The organism is Rhizobium sp. NFR03 (genome assembly GCF_900111275.1).
GTDB lineage: Bacteria > Pseudomonadota > Alphaproteobacteria > Rhizobiales > Rhizobiaceae > Ferranicluibacter.
Window position 1 is genome coordinate 494,459 of record NZ_FOGR01000004.1, and the last position, 16,095, is coordinate 510,553.

Here is a 16,095-nt window from a genome sequence, read left to right on the forward strand (position 1 = left end):
CGCCCTCCCCTCATAGAGCGTGGCATCTCCGCGCACGGACCCACGCCTCGCGGATGCGCGGCAGACCGCGATCGATGGAGACGGCGTGGAGAGCATCGGCATAGGGACCGGAGGGATCGTCGATCGTGACCGGGGGTTCCCCGGCAGTGGGGTGAAACGCGACCTCGCGCACGGGACGCGGATGTTGGGGTGCCGCAGCCCGGGCTTGAGCACCTTCGTCGAGTCCGGCAGCGGCCCGGTGGTGACGCTCGGTACGGGTTTGGTCATGACAACAGTCATGGCGAGGCTCTCCAAGGTTTGGAGATCCGGTCCCAGTGCTGGAATGACGAGAGAACGCCCATGCTGGCGCCCGCGCGGACAACCGCCCGAAAGCCTGCAAAGCATTGCACCGTCCCTCCGCTAGTATGAACTGGATCAGGTTCAGCGGGTCACAGCGCGCGCGTAGCAGTATCTTAGCCCCTTGCCGGAAACCCTGGTGAATATGCGGAAGGCTGCACGAAGGTGCGGAGAGGTCAAGATGACCGCCAAGGCCGCTCGCACCATTCCTCGCTTTAAGCGCTCTCGCTGGAGCATTGCTCTTCGGCGGGAGCGTTCGCGTGGCCAGAGTTGACAGCTGTCAACTGATGGGGGTCGGCCTGACGGCCATAGCGCTCAGTTGACAGCTGTCAACTCACGCGCACCGGCGGGGAAGAAAAGGCCGAAATTGCCTTCATCATCACTACGGAACGACCCCTTTCTTCCCCGCCCATCGACACCCGCCTACTCTCGAACCGCGCAGCCGGCCCAAAACCGGCTGCACAGGCACTGTGGGCAGGGAATGATTCGTTTTTAGGGACATCACAAATCGCTTGACGCGACTCAGCAACCGACCTCAACCTCTAACGGACGCGGACGGATATATGTGGATACGGCGTAACAGGCTTCAGGCTCTGTATATGGGACGGCTCAACGTATACCCTGAGCCGAGAGAATCGGGAGCGATCGATGGATCGACCCTTCATCGGCACCGACATTGTCGCAAGCAGGAATCCCGCCTGCAAGCGGAAGCACAGCGAGGAAAGAAACGACATGGCCCCAACGGCCCCAACGACACGCTCCGGCCCTGATGACGGGGCGCCGGCAACATCGGCGGATCTGACGATCGCAGCGGATGCGAGCGCGCTGTCGGAACAGCTGAAGGCGATGCGCGAGCGGTTGTTTCCGCCGACCGCCACGAAGACGCTTCGGGCGTTCTCCTCCGGCGAGGCGGCCAAGCTGATCGGCGTTTCCGATGGCTATCTGCGCCAGTTATCGCTGGCGGGCGAGGGGCCGCAGCCGGCAACCGGCGCCGGAGGCCGACGCTTCTATTCGCTCGCCGACATCAACGCGCTGCGCCTCCATCTGTCCGAACAGGCGCTGGCCAAGGGACATGTCGCCAAGGCGCGCGGTTACCTGCCCCGGCGGGACGCGGAGGCCGGCGAACGTCTGCAGGTCATCTCCGTCACCAATTTCAAGGGCGGCTCGGGCAAGACGACATCGGCCGTGCATCTGGCGCAATATCTGGCGCTGACCGGCCACCGGGTGCTCGCGATCGATCTCGATCCGCAGGCCTCCCTGTCGGCGCTCTTCGGCTATCAGCCCGAGCTGGACCTCACCGGCAACGACACGCTCTACGGCGCCATCCGCTACGATGCAGAACAGCGGCCCTTGTCCGACGTCATCCGCCAGACCTATTTCCCCGGGCTCGATCTCGTGCCCGGCAATATCGAGCTGCAGGAGTTCGAGCATGTGACGCCGCAGGCGCTGGCCGATCGCCAGTCGGGGCGGGAGGGGGCGGGGCCCCTGTTCTTCGCCCGCATCCAGGCCGTTCTGGACACTGTGGAATCCGATTACGATGTGGTCGTCATCGATTGCCCGCCGCAGCTCGGCTATCTCACGCTGTCGGCGCTCTGCGCCTCGACCTCCGTCATCGTCACCGTGCACCCGCAGATGCTGGATATCGCCTCGATGAACCAGTTCCTGTTCATGACGGCCGACCTGCTGTCCGTCGTGCGGGATGCGGGGGGAACGCTGAACTTCGATTTCCTGCGTTACCTCGTCACCCGCTTCGAGCCGAATGACGGGCCGCAGGCGCAGATCGTCGGCTTTATGCGCTCGCTGTTCGGCGAACGGGTGCTGACGGCCCCCATGGTCAAATCGACCGCCGTGTCGGATGCGGGCCTGACCAAGCAGACGCTCTACGAGGTCGGACGAGAGAATTTTACCCGCGCGACCTACGACCGCGCGGTGGAATCGATGAATGCCGTCAACAGCGAGATCGAAACGCTGGTGCATGCGGTGTGGAACCGCTGACGGGACTTTGCGACGGGCCGCAAGGCGCCGCGCTGTTGCTTAAGGGTTGAGCGAGAGGCTTTCGGGCCGCTTTCGCAGAAAGGGATCGGATGATGGCGGGGAACCGCAAGAGCGAACTGAAGGCGCTGTTTGGTGGCGGGCTGAGCCCGGCCGACGTGGCGCGTGCGGCGCAGGCTCATAAGCCGGCTCAACAGCTGAGCCCGCAGCCGGGCACCGAAGGTCCGGCACCGGAGCGGAAATCGGCTGTCGAGGACGGCAGTGCCGGTCCTGCAAGCCCGGGCGAGGGTACGCCGCATACGCGCAGCGCCTCCAGCGCGGTCAAGGCCATGGGGCTGTCGCTGAATGCCATCACCCGCGAGGCTGAAGAGGCCCGCGTGCTGCGTCAGGCGCTGTTGGAAGGCGAACGCGTTGTTGGCATCGACCCCGCGCAGATCGAGGCTTCCTTTGTCGAGGATCGCCTGGCGATCGACGGCCCGACGGACGAGGATTTCGAGGCGCTGGTCGAGAGCGTGCGCGAAGCCGGGCAGCAGGTGCCGGTGCTTCTGCGCCCGCACCCGGAAAAACAGGGCTTCTACCAGACCGCCTATGGCCACCGCCGCATTCGCGCCGCTGCCCGCCTCGGCCGTCCGGTCAAGGCGGTCATTCGCGCTCTGACCGACGACGAGCTGGTTCTGGCGCAGGGCAAGGAGAACGCCGAGCGGCGCAATCTCTCCTTCATCGAGCGCGCGCTTTTTGCCCGCAATCTCACCGAGCGGGGTTTCGACCGCAAGACGATCGGCGATGCGCTGGCCGTGCAGAAGAGCGAGCTTTCGCGGCTGTTGCAGGTGGTCGAGAGCGTGCCGGACCGGTTCATCCGCCACATCGGCCCGGCGCCGAAGGTCGGGCGCGAGCGCTGGATGAAGCTTGGGGAGATCCTGTCGAAAGAAGCCCGGCAGGTGCAGTCCATCGACGTCATCCATTCCGCAAAGTTCAAGGCGGCCGACAGCGACCGGCGCTTCCAGATCCTGTTTTCCCATCTCGACGCCATCGGCAAGCCGATGAAGATCCGGCGCGGGGCAGGAGAGGACGATGCAAGGCCGCTGGCGGATGCACAGGGCCGGGTCTTTGCCCGGCTCAAGGTGGAGGGCGGGACGACGCGGATCGAGTTTGCCGAGCACACGCCGTCGGCCTTCATCGACGCCGCAGCCGAGCTTCTGGCCAGGGCGCACGAGACATTCCAGCGCGACGACACCAGCCATCGTGAAAGCGAAAGCTGAGCGAACCGCGCGACAACCCCTTGCTGCCTTGAACACCGGGCGGCGAACCGGCCCCCGAATGTGAAGGGGCCAAACGAGACAAACCAGGAAAGGACGACCAAGAGAGCAAGAAAAAAGGCCCCCAAAACGTCACCGTCATGGAAGCCCTCTTCAATCTAAGCAGTTCGAGAGAATCACTTCCAGCCATCAATGTCAAGCGTCAGCGGCAGAAATGCCGAACGGCGAAGCTGTGACCGAAGAGTTCCGGTCTCCCCGCAGAGCCTTCTGACATTGAGGACATCTGTGCCTGAACGCCTGAAAACAAAGGCGTCAGCGAATGAGGACGTGTGCCGTGCCGGGGGAGGCTTGCCTCCCAACGGAGATGGAGAGATGGAGAAATTTGCAACGACGCCTTTTGGCGGCGCACGCCTGACTGCGCGCAATTTTGCGCTTCGGACCGATCTTGAGAGGCGGCAATCGCGTCTGAGGGACGGCGAGGGCGGCACCGCGACGGGCCAGACGGAGAAGTATCGGATCATACGGGCGCTCAGCGAGGCCCGCACCGTCTGGAACCTCTCCGACAGAGCGATCGCCGTGCTGGAAGCGCTGGCGAGTTTCCACCACGACCGCCAGCTCGACGGGCGCGCGCCGATCATCGTTTTTCCGTCCAATGCCGAACTGTCGCTGCGGGCGCGGGGCATGTCTCCCGCCACGCTGCGCCGCCATCTCGCAAGCCTCGTGGAGGCCGGGTTGATCCTGCGCCGCGACAGTGCCAACGGCAAGCGCTACTGCCGGCGCGACGATCATGGTGACATCGAAACGGCATTCGGCTTCGACCTTGCGCCTCTGGCGCTGCGGGCCGAGGATATTCTGGCCAGTGCCGCCATGGTGCGGGACGCAGCGCGGCGTATCTCGCGCCTGCGCGGCGAAATCACCCTGCACCTTCGCGATATCGCCAAGACCATCAACGCAGCCTTCATCGAGGCCCGCGCGGAACGGGGCGTCGGTCCCTGGCAGGGTTTCGCCGAGCGTCTGCGCGATCTTTCGGGGCGCGTACAGCGTAACGGCACGGAAGAGGCTTTGTCGGCCCGCCGCGATGCGCTCGTCCGTCTCCGTGCGGAGGTCGAAACCACCTATCTCGACGCGCTTACAGACGACGAAATGAGCGCCAGTGACCGTCATTCTGAGCGCCATATTCAGAATTCAGAATCAGAACTCTTATTTGATAAAGCCGGCGAAAGAGTTGAATCGGGAAGCGACATCGGCGAACCCATCGCACCGGAACGGACATCGACAGGCATCGCGCTGCGGGATTTCCTGACCCTTTGCCCTGACATTGCCGATTATGCCCGTGGTGGCGTCTCGCGATGGCAGGATGTGATCGCCGCCGCGGAGGTTGTGCGCTCCATGCTCGGCATCAGCCCCAGCGCCTGGGCCGCCGCGCGATCTGCGATGGGCGAGATCGCCGCGGCCATCGTGATGGCAGCCATCCTGCAGCGAAGTGCCGCCATCCGCTCGCCCGGCGGCTATCTGCGCAACCTTACCGCCAGGGCTGAGCAGGGACGGTTCTTGATCGCTCCGATGTTGAAAGCCCTGAGGTAAGGCGGTTATGCGGCATGAACACGCCATCAACACCCGACGAGGTGATCAAGCGCGGTCTCACGCTTCTCGATCATGGCGTATGCAGCTTTTGGCTGTCGATGCGGGAAGGCTGGATCGTCGTTTTGACGTTTGGGAGTTTAAATATCCACTTTCGGCATCCTGCGGCGAGATCATTATTCCACAATCGACCGGAACATTAGCAAGCGTTTGTTACCAGTAAAATATTAAATCCATAGACTACGGGAACAAACAGGGTGTTCCGGCAATGAAGATTTTGGGCCTTTCGGGTAATGTCAAACGACCATCACGCACGGCAGCTCTCGTCACGACGATTGTCGATGCCATCGGGGAGCGGTTGGACACAAGGATCGTGCAGGGTGGAGCGGAGCCTCCGGTCCCCCGTGTGATCGAGCTTGTGGATGCGGCGCCGGTTCTGTTCCGCGCGCTGCGGGCCGATCAGCTGGATGCCGAAGGACGGGCGATCATCGATGCGGTGGAGGCGGCGGATGTGCTCGTCGTGGGGTCGCCGGTCTATCGGGCCTCCTATACCGGCGCGCTGAAGCATCTGTTCGACCTTGTCGATTTTCGCGCACTTGCCGGCAAGCCGGTCATTCTCGCAGCCACCGGCGGCACGCCGCTGCACGGGCTGATGACGGAGCACCAGTTGCGGCCGCTGTTCGGCTTCTTCAACGCGCTGACGCTGCCAACGGCGATCTATGCGACGGAGGTCGATTTTGCCGATCATGCCATCGCCAATCCCGCCCTGCGGGGCCGCATCGACCGGGCCGTCGCGGAGTTGGAACGGGTGCTGCCCCATAGGGATGCCATCCATAGAGATCCGGCGCCCGCACCACGTCCGGTGCTGAGCGCGGCATCCATCTGAACGATTTCAAGAGGAGAAAACCATGTCCTACAGCAGCCGCGAGCCGGTCAAATTCGCCTACTGGGTGCCCAATGTCTCGGGCGGCCTCGTCATTTCCGATATCGAGCAGCGGACGAGCTGGTCCATCGACTATAACAGGAAGCTGGCGCAGATCGCGGAAGCCAGCGGCTTCGAATATGCCCTGAGCCAGATCCGTTTCACGGCCGGTTACGGCGCGGAATTCCAGCATGAATCGGTTTCCTTCAGCCATGCGCTGCTGGAATCCACCACGACGCTGAAGGTCATCGCGGCCATCCTGCCGGGGCCGTGGAACCCCACGCTGGCAGCCAAGCAGATCGCGACGATCAACCATCTGACGAATGGCCGCGTCGCGGTCAACGTCGTCAGCGGCTGGTTCCGCGGCGAGTTCCACGCCATCGGCGAGCACTGGCTGGATCATGACGAGCGCTACCGGCGTTCCGAGGAGTTCATCCGGGCGTTGCGCGGCATCTGGACGGAAGACAATTTCACCTTCCACGGCGATTTCTACCGCTTCAACGATTACTCGCTGAAGCCGAAGCCGATCGATCCGCAGCCGGAGATTTTTCAGGGCGGCTCTTCGCGCGCCGCCCGCGACATGGCCTCCCGCGTGTCGGACTGGTACTTCACCAATGGCAACACGCCGCAGGAGATCGGCAAGCAGGTAGGCGACATCCAGAGCAAGGCGAAGGAGAACGGCCACAGCGTGCGCGTCGGGGTCAATGCCTTCGCCATCGTGCGCGATACAGAGGAAGAGGCGCGGGCAGTGCTTGCCGAAATCATCGAGAAGGCCAATCCGGAGGCCGTCAACGCCTTCGGCCATGAGGTGAAGAATGCCGGCAAGTCCTCGCCGGAAGGCGAGGGGAACTGGGCGAAATCCTCCTTCGACGACCTCGTGCAGTACAATGACGGCTTCCGCTCGAACCTGATCGGCACGCCGGAGCAGGTGGCGCAGCGCGTGGCGGACCTGAAGCGCGCCGGCGCCGATCTCATCCTTCTCGGCTTCCTCCATTTCCAGGAAGAGGTCGAATATTTCGGCAGCCACGTCATTCCGCTGGTGCGGGCGATCGAGGATGCCGAGGCGGCAAGCGCCATCGCGGCGGAATGACGCCATGAGAGCGGCGGCCGGCTGACGGTCGCCGCCACGACCATACGATATTTGCAACGGTGACAGCCGCAGGCACGCAAGGCCCTGCGGATGGGTAACTGCGCGCGTGAAAGCGGGATACGAGGGGCTTGGACGGGATGACACTGGTGTTGACGGGAGCCTCGGCAGGGGCGTGGAGCGCGGCCTCGACCGCGGCTTTCGAGACGGCGCCGCGTGGACGGCCGGGCCTTGCGCCGGATGCGGATGCCGACGCGCAGGTGCATCCCGCCGCAAAACGGCCGGCGAGCCTGTATCGTGCGGCCGAGCCGGAGACAAGCGAGGCCGTGCTCGAACTCGTCGGCGTGTCCCTGTCCTTCGGCGGCGTTGCGGCGCTGTCGGAGGTCGATCTCTCGGTGCGACGGGGCGAGATCCTGGCGATCATCGGGCCGAACGGGGCGGGCAAGAGCTCGATTGTCAACGTGATCAGCGGGGTCTACCCGCCGGATCGCGGGCATGTGCGCCTCAAGGGGCAGCGATACGGGCAGGTTCCCACGCAGAAGCTGGCAAGGCTCGGTGTCGCCCGCACCTTCCAGAACCTCGCGCTGTTTCCGGGCCTCAGCGTTCTCGACAATGTGGTGGCCGGCCGGGCGCACAGGGCGCGTTCCAGCTTCATCGAACAGTTAGCCGGCTTTGGTCGGGCGAAACGGGAGCGGCTGGATGCGCGGGAACGCGCCGCCGACGTCATCGATTTCCTGCAGCTTTCGCCTCTGAGCGAGCGCCTCGTCGGCACGCTTCCCTACGGTCTGCAGAAGCGCGTGGAGCTGGCGCGGGCGCTTGTGGCGGAACCCGATATCCTGCTGCTCGACGAGCCGATGGCCGGGATGACGGCGACAGAGAAAAACGAGATGGCAGGCTTCGTCACGGCGGCACGCGACAGGTTCGGCACGACGGTCGTGCTGATCGAGCACGATATCGGCGTCGTCATGAGCCTGTCCGACCGGGTCGCCGTGTTCGACCACGGTCGCAGGATTGCTCTCGGAACGCCGGCCGAGGTGCAGCGCGACCAGCGCGTCATCGATGCCTATCTCGGCGTTGCCGAAGATGAAAACGCCGGGGAAGGGGAAGAGCTGTGATGGCGGGGTTCGACGGGCTGTTCTTCCTTGAGGTTCTCGTCGGCGGGCTGCTCTCCGGCGTCATGTATGCGCTGGTCGCCATCGGTTTCGTGCTGATCTACAAGACCTCCGGCGTGCTGAATTTCGCGCAAGGGGCCATGCTGCTTTTCGCCGCGCTGACCTTCGTCAGTCTGACGGAGCGGGGCATCTCCTTTCCGCTCGCCTTTGCCATCACCTTCGCGATCATGGTCGCGCTCGGCATCGTCATCGAGCGTACGGTGCTGCGGCCGCTGACGAACCGGCCGCCGATCACGCTGTTCATGGCGACGCTCGGCCTGTCCTACGTCATCGAGGGCGCGGCGCAGCTGATCTGGGGCACGCAGGTGCACGGTCTCGATCTCGGCATCGAGGATGTGCCCTTCGATGTCGGCGGCGTCTTCATCAGCCAGTTCGATCTCTTCGCGGCCGCCGTCGCCGCCACGCTGGTGGCGGTGCTCTCGGTGTTCTTCCGGTATACGCGCATCGGGCTCGGTTTCCGGGCCGTGGCGGACGATCCTTTCGCAGCCCTCGCGGTCGGGCTGCGGCTGCCCTTCATCTGGGCGACCGTGTGGGCGGCGGCGGGCCTCGTCGCGCTGGTGGCGGGCCTTCTCTGGGGTGCGCGCGTCGGCGTGCAGTTCTCCCTGTCGCTGGTGGTGCTGAAAGCCCTGCCGGTTCTGGTGCTCGGCGGCTTCGATTCCATTCCCGGCGCCATCCTCGGCGGCCTGTTGATCGGCGCGGCCGAGAAGCTCGCGGAAGTCTATCTCGGCGAATATTTCGGCGGCGGCATCGAGAGCTGGTTTGCCTATGTGCTGGCCCTCGTCGTGCTGCTCGTGCGTCCCGCCGGCCTGTTCGGGCAGAAGCGTGTGGAAAGGGTATGACCATGACCGCCTTTGCGACCGATCTCATTCCCGACACCCGTCCTTCGCGGGGCCTGCCCGGCTGGGCGCTTCCGGTATCGGTGCTCGCGGTGGCCTATCTCGCGGTGCCGCTGCTGGCGACGAACTATCTCTTCGAGGCGATCCTTCTGCCCTTTCTGGCGCTGTCGCTTGCCGGCGTCGGGCTCAACATTCTCACCGGCTATGCGGGCCAGGTCTCGCTCGGCAGCGCCGCCTTCATGGCCGTCGGCGCTTACGCGGCCTATAACCTCAACCTGCGCGTCGAGGGCTTGCCGCTGATCGGCAGCCTCGTTCTCGCGGGCCTGTCGGCGGCAGTCATCGGCCTTGCCTTCGGGCTGCCGAGCCTGCGGCTGAAGGGCTTCTACCTCGCGGTCTCCACCCTTGCCGCCCAGTTCTTCGTGCAATGGGCGCTGACGAAATTCAGCTGGTTTTCCAACGATAGCGCCTCGGGCGTCATCGATGCGCCGCCGCTCAATATAGGCGGAGTGGCGCTCGACGGTCCGGTCGGGCGATATCTCTTCGCGCTTACCGTCGTCGCGGTGCTGACGTTCCTCAGCCACCGGCTGGTGATCTCGCAGACGGGCCGCAACTTCATCGCGGTGCGCGACAACGAGACGGCGGCGCGGATCATCGGCGTTCCCGTACTGAAGACGAAGCTTCTCGCCTTCGCCGTCTCCTCCTTCATCATCGGGATCGCCGGCGTGCTCTGGGCGTTCGCCTATCTGCGCACGGTGGAGCCGGCCGGCTTCAATCTCGACCGGTCGTTCCAGATCCTCTTCATCGTCATCATCGGCGGGCTCGCCACCATTCGCGGCGCCTTCTTCGGGGCGGCCCTGATCGTCGTCTTTCCGCTCGTGCTCTCCCGCTTCGGCGCCTTCGTGCTGGGCGATGTGTTCGATTCCGGCGTGCTCGACATGAGCCAGCGCATCGTGCTCGGGGCGCTGATCATCCTCTTTCTGGTGCTGGAACCCGACGGGCTCGCAGCCCTCGGCCATCGCATCCGGCGCCGCTTGCCGACCGTGCTCAGCCGACGCTGACCAAGCCTTTTCCCCGATACCCGACCCGATACCAGACATGACAACGCAAACAGGACCGGCGTCGCGCCGGCCGGCAGCAGGAGTGTGCCCAGACATGACGATCCTCAGCAAATTCAGAGTAGCCGCGCTTGCAGCAGGCCTGGCCTTCACGGCAGGCATCACGGCCGCGCATGCCGACGAGCAGTATTTTCCGCTCCAGAGCTACCGCGTCGGGCCCTATGCCGCTGGCGGCACCGGCTTTTTCGGCGGTTTCATCGATTATCTCAACCTGATCAACACCCGCGACGGCGGCGTCAACGGCGTCAAGCTGACATGGTCGGAGGCCGAGACGCAGTATGAGGTGGAGCGCGGCGTCGAGGCTTACGAGCGGCTGAAGAGCAACCCTGACGTTGCCGCCTGGAACCCGCTCTCCGTCGGCATCGCCTATGCCATGATCGACCGGATCACCGCCGACAAGGTGCCGCTGATCACCATCAACCACGGCCGCACGGATTCCACCGACGGGCGCGTCTTTCCTTACGTCTTTCCTCTGCTGCTCAACCCCTACAGCGAGACCTCCGGCATCGTGAACTACATCGCCGGCAAGGAAGGCGGGCTGGAGAAGCTGAAGGGCAAGAAGATCGCCGTGCTGTATCACGGCTCGCCCTATGGCAAGGAAACCATTCCGATCTACGAGCTTCTGGCGCAGAAATACGGGTTCGAGCTGCAGCAGATCGAGGTTCCCCATCCCGGCAACGAGCAGCAGTCGCAATGGCTGACGATCCGTAGATCCAAGCCCGATTACGTCGTGCTGCGCGGCTGGGGCGTGATGAACCCGGTGGCGCTGAAGACGGCGGCAAAGACCGGCTTCCCGGTCGATCATATCATCGGCAATGTCTGGTCGAACTCGGAAGAGGACGCCATTCCCGCAGGCGCCGCCGCCAAGGGCTATACCGCGATCACCACGCAGGCCTCCGGCGCGGAATATCCCGTGGTGCAGGAGATCGTGAAGACGCTCTACGACACCGGCAAGGGCAACCTCGACGACAAGAAACGCATCGGCTCGGTCTACCACAATCTCGGCATCGTCAACGGTATCCTGAATGTCGAGGCGATCCGCATCGCGCAGGAGAAATTCGGCAAGCGCACGCTGACCGGTGACGAGGTGCGCTGGGGCTTCGAGCACCTGAAACTCGACCCCGCCCGCGTGGAGGCGCTGGGCGCCAAGGGGCTGTTCCACTCGATCAACGTCACCTGGGACAATCACGAGGGCAATGGCTACGTGACCTTCCAGCAGTGGGACGGCGCGAAATGGAGGGTCGTTTCCGACTGGATCGCCCCGGACTGGGCGCTCTTGCGTCCCATCATCGAAAAGTCGTCCGAGGCCTATGCAGCCGGGAAGGGCATCAAGCTGCGCACGGCGGAAGACGCCGAAGCCGCCTTGAACTGATCCGTGCTCCGCGCCGGTCATCGGCGTGGATCTTTCATCGGCCTCTTGTCTCAGGACCGCGCAGAATGCCTTTGGACAACTCCCTCCTCGTCGTCGATGGCCTGAAGGCGACCTATGCGAATGCCATCACGGCGCTCGACGGCGTCGGCTTCACGCTTGGCCGCGGCGAGATCCTGGCGCTGCTCGGCGCCAACGGGGCCGGCAAGACGACGGTGCTGAAGGCGCTGTCGAACCTGCTGTCCGCCGAGCGCGGGCAGATCCGTGCCGGCAGCATCCGCTTTGCCGACCTCGACGTCGCCCGTACCCGCCCCGCCGATCTCGTTCGCGCGGGCCTCGTGCAGGTGCTGGAAGGCCGCCATTGCTTTCCAAGCCTGACGGTCGAGGAAAACCTCGTTTCCGGCGGGCTCGGGCGCAGCGCCGCGCGCAGGGAAATCGCGGCCGACCTCGAAAAGGTCTATGCGCATTTTCCCCGCCTGAGGGACAAGCGCCGGACATCGAGCGGCCTGACCTCCGGCGGCGAGCAGCAGATGACGGCCATCGGCCGGGCGCTGATGTCGCGTCCGCGCCTGCTCGTTCTCGACGAACCCTCCATGGGCCTCGCCCCGATCGTTGTCCGGGACATTTTCGACACGCTGCGCCGGCTCAACCGCGAGGAGGGGCTGTCCATTCTCGTGGCCGAGCAGAACGCGGCCGTGGCCCTGCGGTTCGCGCATCGCGCCATCGTGCTCGAAAACGGCATCACGGTGCTCTCCGGCACGGCGTCGGACCTGAAAGCCCGCGACGACATCAAGGCCTTCTACCTCGGCCACAAACCACCCGCGATCATCGCGCCCAACCCAGATCCGGCATTTGCCGGCTAACAGATGTCAAAGGAGATATCGACATGACGATTTCCAACATCAATACGCAGAATGCCGCCAAAGCCGTGCCGCCGGTGCCGCGTCCGGCTGAACCCGCGCACATCATCTCGACGGACGCCGAGGCGATCGCGATTGCAAAGCGGCTCGCCGCCGACTTCGTGAAGGACGCGGCGCTGCGCGACCGCGAGCGGATCTGGCCCGTCAAGGAGCTGGATGCCTTCTCGCAGAGCGGCCTCTGGTCGATCAACGTGCCCAAGGCCTTCGGCGGGCCGGAACTCTCCTATGCGACGCTCGCCCGCGTGATCGAGATCATCTCGGCGGCGGACCCGTCCATCGGGCAGGTCGCGCAGAACCATCTGGGCGTCGTCGCCGCCATCCGCACCGTCTCCGATCCGGCGCAGCAGGCGCTGCTGTTTGCCGAGGTGCTGCGCGGCACCCGCTTCGGCAACGCCTTCTCCGAGTTCGGCTCGAAGCGCGCCGTGGATTTCGAAACGCGCTTCGTGGATGCCGGCGATCATGTCGTCGTCAACGGGCAGAAATTCTATGCCTCGGGCGCTCTGCTTGCCCATCTCGTGCCCATCGTCGCGCTCGATGACGAGGGCCGGGCCTGGTATGCGATTGCCGAGCGGGACGCGCCGGGCCTGACGGTGATCGACGACTGGTCGTCCTTCGGGCAGCGCACCACCCTGTCGGGCACAGTGCTCCTGGACAATGTGAAGGTGCCGAAAACACATCTGGTGCCCGGCTACAAGGGCTATGAGGTGCCCACGGCCGACGGGGCGATCTTCCAGATCATTCAGGTGGCGGTGGACACGGGCATCGCGCAGGCCGCGATCGACGAGACCGTTTCCTTCGTGCGCACGAAGAGCCGCGCCTGGGTGGATTCCGGCGTCGACAATGCCTGGGACGACCCCTACACGATCCAGGCGGTGGGGGACCTGACGCTGCGGCTGCATGCGGCGCAGGCGCTTCTGGAAAAGGCCGGATACGCTATCGACCGGGCGATCCTCGACCCCACCGCGGAAACCGTGGCGGAAGCGCAGATCGTAACGGCGGAGGCGAAGATTCTCTCCACCGAGATCGCCATCGCCGCCACCAACAAGCTCTTCGAACTGGCGGGAACGCGCTCGACGCTTGCCGAGCACGGTCTCGACCGCCATTGGCGCAATGCCCGCACCCACACGCTGCACGATCCGGTGCGCTGGAAATACGCCATTCTCGGCAAGTATTTCCTGAACGGTGAAAAGCCACCGCTCCATGCCTGGAGCTGAGGCTCCTGAAGGGCCGCGCGTCAGGCGAGATGCGCGGCGCTCGAACCCGTCGATCCTTCCGGCCGGCCCGAGGCGCTGACCGACATCGACGGCGCCGACCGCAATGCGCGCACCGTTGCGGAGGGCGACTGCCTGATCGAGGTCGTCGAGCCGGCCGGCGCCGATACCTTCGCCGTCACGAGGCTTGGCGGCAAGGAAGTGACCGGTGGCTCGCCAAGGGGCGCACCCCCTGGGACGCGCATCCGAATGCTGACGACGGCAAGATGGATGCCGAAAGCGCGGCCCTCGCTCTGGCTCTCGGCCATCCCAATGTCACGCTGCAGACGGGCGCGATCGTCCGGCTTCTCGAAACGGATGCCTCCGGCCGCTGCATCGAGCGCGTGGTCTACACTGCGGCCGAGGCAAACCCGCAGCGTCTCGCCAAGGCTCGTGGTGCTCGCCGCCGGCGCGGCCCAGTCGGCGGTCCTGTTGCTGCGTTCGGCCAATGTGCGGTTTCCCAAGGGGCTTGCCAACAGCTCCGATCAGGTCGGCCGCAACTTCATGAACCACAACTCGTCCGTCATGCCCCGCGTGCCCTCCTGCAACACCAATGCTCCGACCATCATGGTCGGAGAGAAAGGCGCCGACATCATTCGCGGCCTCGATCCCCTGCCGGCGACGATCTTTGCCGATGAGCGCAGCGACCAGCGCCCGCGCGCCCGCGCTTATGTTCGCTAGAGCGATGCCGCGGCTTTGCATTCTGTCGCGGGCTTTGCCACAAAAAGGCGTCGCCACAGCCAGGAAGGTCAGACCCTGATGAACATCGAGAACCCGCGCGCGTTCCTCGCGTCGCTCTTTCACGTTGCCGTTCGCGCGGCCGATCCGCTGAAGGCGATCCGCGCCCATCTGCCGGCGCGACCGAAGGGCCGCACGGTGGTGATCGGCGCGGGCAAGGCGGCAAGCCAGATGGCGCAGGCGCTCGAAAGCCTGTGGGATGCTCCGCTGGAGGGCGTGGTCGTCGCGCGGCACGGGCCCATCGCCGCCTGTTCGCGCATCCGGGTGCTGCAATCGGCCCATCCGGTTCCCGATCAGGCGGGCATCGTCGCGGCGCAGGCCTTGATGGCGGCAGTGCGCGGGCTGACGCCGGACGATCTCGTCATCGCGCTGATCTCGGGCGGCGGCTCCGCCCTCCTGCCATCGCCGCCGCCGGGCTTTGCCCTTGCCGACGAGGTCGCCCTGAACGAGGCGCTTCTCTCCTCCGGCGCGCCCATCTCCGCCATGAACGTGGTGCGCAAGCACGTCTCGATGATCAAGGGCGGGCGGCTGGCAGCTCTCGCCCATCCGGCACGGGTCGTCAGCCTCGTCGTGTCCGACGTTCCCGGCGACAATCCGGCTTTCGTCGCCTCCGGCCCGACCATTCCCGATGCCGCCGGCCGCGAGGATGCGCTGCGGGCGATCCGCGACTACCGGATGAACATTTCGACCGATATTCTCGACCATATCGGAACCGTCGAAACGCCGCGTCCGGATGACCCGGTCTTTGCCGGCCATGCCGCGCATGTCATCGCGTCCGCCCGCGTCTCGTTGCAGGCGGCGGCGCAACGGTGCGGCGAGGCCGGCGTGACGCCGCTGATCCTTTCCGACAGGATCGAGGGGGAAGCGCGTGACATCGGGCGCATGCATGCGGCGCTGGCACTTGAGTTTCAGGCGCAGGAGGGCCCGATGGTTCTGCTCTCGGGCGGGGAAACGACCGTTACCATCGGTCCCAGCGAAGCACAGGCGGCAGGAAAGGGCGGGCGAAACACCGAACTGCTGCTGGCCGCCGCCATCGACCTCGACGGCGCGAGCGGCATCACGGCACTTGCGGCCGATACCGACGGGATCGACGGATCCGAGGACAATGCGGGCGCCTTTTGCGATGGCGGAACCGCCGCGCGCATACGGGCTGCCGGCGGGGAGCCGCGCGCCCACCTTGCGCGACACGACGCATGGTCCGCCTTCTCGCTGTCGGGCGACCTGTTCGAAACGGGCCCGACCGGCACGAACGTCAACGACTTCAGGGCCTTTCTTCTGCTGTAGGCGACGCCGCGCGGTTCCGGGCGGAGAATAGCTGAGGGCGGTCTTTGGGGAATGAAATACCGCGAAACGGCGTCCGGGTAGATGGAAATGTCACATCTGCCCGGTCGGGCAGCGTCTACCGTCTTTGAACAGCTTGGAATAACGCGGCATTCTGCACGTGGCTGGTTGCCTCTCATCCACCTCCCGGATCGATCGCTGCCAGCCGTTCCCCTCTGGAGGTATATCCTTCATGACTTG

12 protein-coding genes, 3 pseudogenes and 1 riboswitch are annotated in these 16,095 nt (G+C 65.0%); of the genes and pseudogenes, 14 read left to right on the forward strand and 1 reads right to left on the reverse strand.

The window, feature by feature from the left end:
• Nucleotides 1–3: 3 nt before the first annotated feature.
• Nucleotides 4–279, reverse strand: a pseudogene (locus tag BSG19_RS15475) (phosphomethylpyrimidine synthase ThiC); the annotation flags it as partial.
• A gap of 94 nt (nucleotides 280–373) precedes the next feature.
• Nucleotides 374–484, reverse strand: a riboswitch (TPP riboswitch).
• A 584-nt stretch (nucleotides 485–1,068) separates the two neighbouring features.
• Between BSG19_RS15475 and repA the strand changes: the two are divergent.
• The 14 genes and pseudogenes from repA (at nucleotide 1,069) to BSG19_RS15540 (ending at nucleotide 15,858) form a co-directional block, all read left to right on the forward strand.
• On the forward strand, nucleotides 1,069–2,331 hold the full coding sequence (gene repA / locus BSG19_RS15480) for a plasmid partitioning protein RepA (protein WP_092989114.1): 1,263 nt from the start codon (nucleotides 1,069–1,071) through the stop codon (nucleotides 2,329–2,331).
• A gap of 89 nt (nucleotides 2,332–2,420) precedes the next feature.
• On the forward strand, nucleotides 2,421–3,587 hold the full coding sequence (gene repB / locus BSG19_RS15485; protein ID WP_092988895.1) for a plasmid partitioning protein RepB: 1,167 nt from the start codon (nucleotides 2,421–2,423) through the stop codon (nucleotides 3,585–3,587).
• Nucleotides 3,588–3,956: 369 nt separating this feature from the next.
• The gene (gene repC / locus BSG19_RS15490; RefSeq protein ID WP_092988896.1) at nucleotides 3,957–5,168 is read left to right on the forward strand and encodes a plasmid replication protein RepC; all 1,212 of its coding nucleotides are present in this window, start codon (nucleotides 3,957–3,959) and stop codon (nucleotides 5,166–5,168) included.
• A gap of 265 nt (nucleotides 5,169–5,433) precedes the next feature.
• Nucleotides 5,434–6,051 carry an FMN reductase gene (gene msuE / locus BSG19_RS15495; RefSeq protein WP_092988897.1) on the forward strand — a complete coding sequence of 206 codons (618 nt, stop codon included), beginning with the start codon at nucleotides 5,434–5,436 and terminating at the stop codon, nucleotides 6,049–6,051.
• A gap of 22 nt (nucleotides 6,052–6,073) precedes the next feature.
• The gene (sfnG, locus tag BSG19_RS15500) at nucleotides 6,074–7,177 is read left to right on the forward strand and encodes a dimethylsulfone monooxygenase SfnG (protein ID WP_092988898.1); all 1,104 of its coding nucleotides are present in this window, start codon (nucleotides 6,074–6,076) and stop codon (nucleotides 7,175–7,177) included.
• A 137-nt stretch (nucleotides 7,178–7,314) separates the two neighbouring features.
• Nucleotides 7,315–8,289 carry an ABC transporter ATP-binding protein gene (locus BSG19_RS15505; protein ID WP_092988899.1) on the forward strand — a complete coding sequence of 325 codons (975 nt, stop codon included), beginning with the start codon at nucleotides 7,315–7,317 and terminating at the stop codon, nucleotides 8,287–8,289.
• Nucleotides 8,289–9,185, forward strand: coding sequence for a branched-chain amino acid ABC transporter permease (locus BSG19_RS15510; protein WP_092988900.1), 897 nt, complete (start codon nucleotides 8,289–8,291; stop codon nucleotides 9,183–9,185). Before BSG19_RS15505 ends, BSG19_RS15510 begins: the two co-directional genes overlap by 1 nt.
• A gap of 2 nt (nucleotides 9,186–9,187) precedes the next feature.
• The gene (locus BSG19_RS15515) at nucleotides 9,188–10,240 is read left to right on the forward strand and encodes a branched-chain amino acid ABC transporter permease (protein ID WP_092989115.1); all 1,053 of its coding nucleotides are present in this window, start codon (nucleotides 9,188–9,190) and stop codon (nucleotides 10,238–10,240) included.
• 94 nt (nucleotides 10,241–10,334) lie between these two features.
• On the forward strand, nucleotides 10,335–11,669 hold the full coding sequence (locus BSG19_RS15520; protein ID WP_170865998.1) for an ABC transporter substrate-binding protein: 1,335 nt from the start codon (nucleotides 10,335–10,337) through the stop codon (nucleotides 11,667–11,669).
• Between the two features lie 65 nt (nucleotides 11,670–11,734).
• Complete coding sequence (locus BSG19_RS15525; RefSeq protein WP_092988902.1) at nucleotides 11,735–12,529, forward strand: ABC transporter ATP-binding protein; 795 nt, start codon at nucleotides 11,735–11,737, stop codon at nucleotides 12,527–12,529.
• Between the two features lie 23 nt (nucleotides 12,530–12,552).
• On the forward strand, nucleotides 12,553–13,800 hold the full coding sequence (locus tag BSG19_RS15530) for an SfnB family sulfur acquisition oxidoreductase (protein WP_092988903.1): 1,248 nt from the start codon (nucleotides 12,553–12,555) through the stop codon (nucleotides 13,798–13,800).
• Nucleotides 13,801–13,863: 63 nt separating this feature from the next.
• A pseudogene (locus tag BSG19_RS25745) lies at nucleotides 13,864–14,001 on the forward strand (sugar ABC transporter ATP-binding protein); the annotation flags it as partial.
• Nucleotides 14,002–14,349: 348 nt separating this feature from the next.
• A pseudogene (locus BSG19_RS26260) lies at nucleotides 14,350–14,517 on the forward strand (alanine-phosphoribitol ligase); the annotation flags it as partial.
• Between the two features lie 78 nt (nucleotides 14,518–14,595).
• On the forward strand, nucleotides 14,596–15,858 hold the full coding sequence (locus tag BSG19_RS15540; protein WP_092988904.1) for a glycerate kinase type-2 family protein: 1,263 nt from the start codon (nucleotides 14,596–14,598) through the stop codon (nucleotides 15,856–15,858).
• The last annotated feature ends 237 nt before the right edge of the window (nucleotides 15,859–16,095 follow it).

Coding starts and splice junctions, on each gene's coding strand:
- sfnG (WP_092988898.1), top strand. CDS start 6,074: ATGTCCTACAGCAGCCGCGAGCCGGTCAAATTCGCCTACTGGGTGCCC.
- BSG19_RS15530 (WP_092988903.1), top strand. CDS start 12,553: ATGACGATTTCCAACATCAATACGCAGAATGCCGCCAAAGCCGTGCCG.
- BSG19_RS15505 (WP_092988899.1), top strand. CDS start 7,315: ATGACACTGGTGTTGACGGGAGCCTCGGCAGGGGCGTGGAGCGCGGCC.
- msuE (WP_092988897.1), top strand. CDS start 5,434: ATGAAGATTTTGGGCCTTTCGGGTAATGTCAAACGACCATCACGCACG.
- BSG19_RS15515 (WP_092989115.1), top strand. CDS start 9,188: ATGACCGCCTTTGCGACCGATCTCATTCCCGACACCCGTCCTTCGCGG.
- repC (WP_092988896.1), top strand. CDS start 3,957: ATGGAGAAATTTGCAACGACGCCTTTTGGCGGCGCACGCCTGACTGCG.
- BSG19_RS15510 (WP_092988900.1), top strand. CDS start 8,289: ATGGCGGGGTTCGACGGGCTGTTCTTCCTTGAGGTTCTCGTCGGCGGG.
- BSG19_RS15540 (WP_092988904.1), top strand. CDS start 14,596: ATGAACATCGAGAACCCGCGCGCGTTCCTCGCGTCGCTCTTTCACGTT.
- repB (WP_092988895.1), top strand. CDS start 2,421: ATGATGGCGGGGAACCGCAAGAGCGAACTGAAGGCGCTGTTTGGTGGC.
- BSG19_RS15520 (WP_170865998.1), top strand. CDS start 10,335: ATGACGATCCTCAGCAAATTCAGAGTAGCCGCGCTTGCAGCAGGCCTG.
- repA (WP_092989114.1), top strand. CDS start 1,069: ATGGCCCCAACGGCCCCAACGACACGCTCCGGCCCTGATGACGGGGCG.
- BSG19_RS15525 (WP_092988902.1), top strand. CDS start 11,735: ATGCCTTTGGACAACTCCCTCCTCGTCGTCGATGGCCTGAAGGCGACC.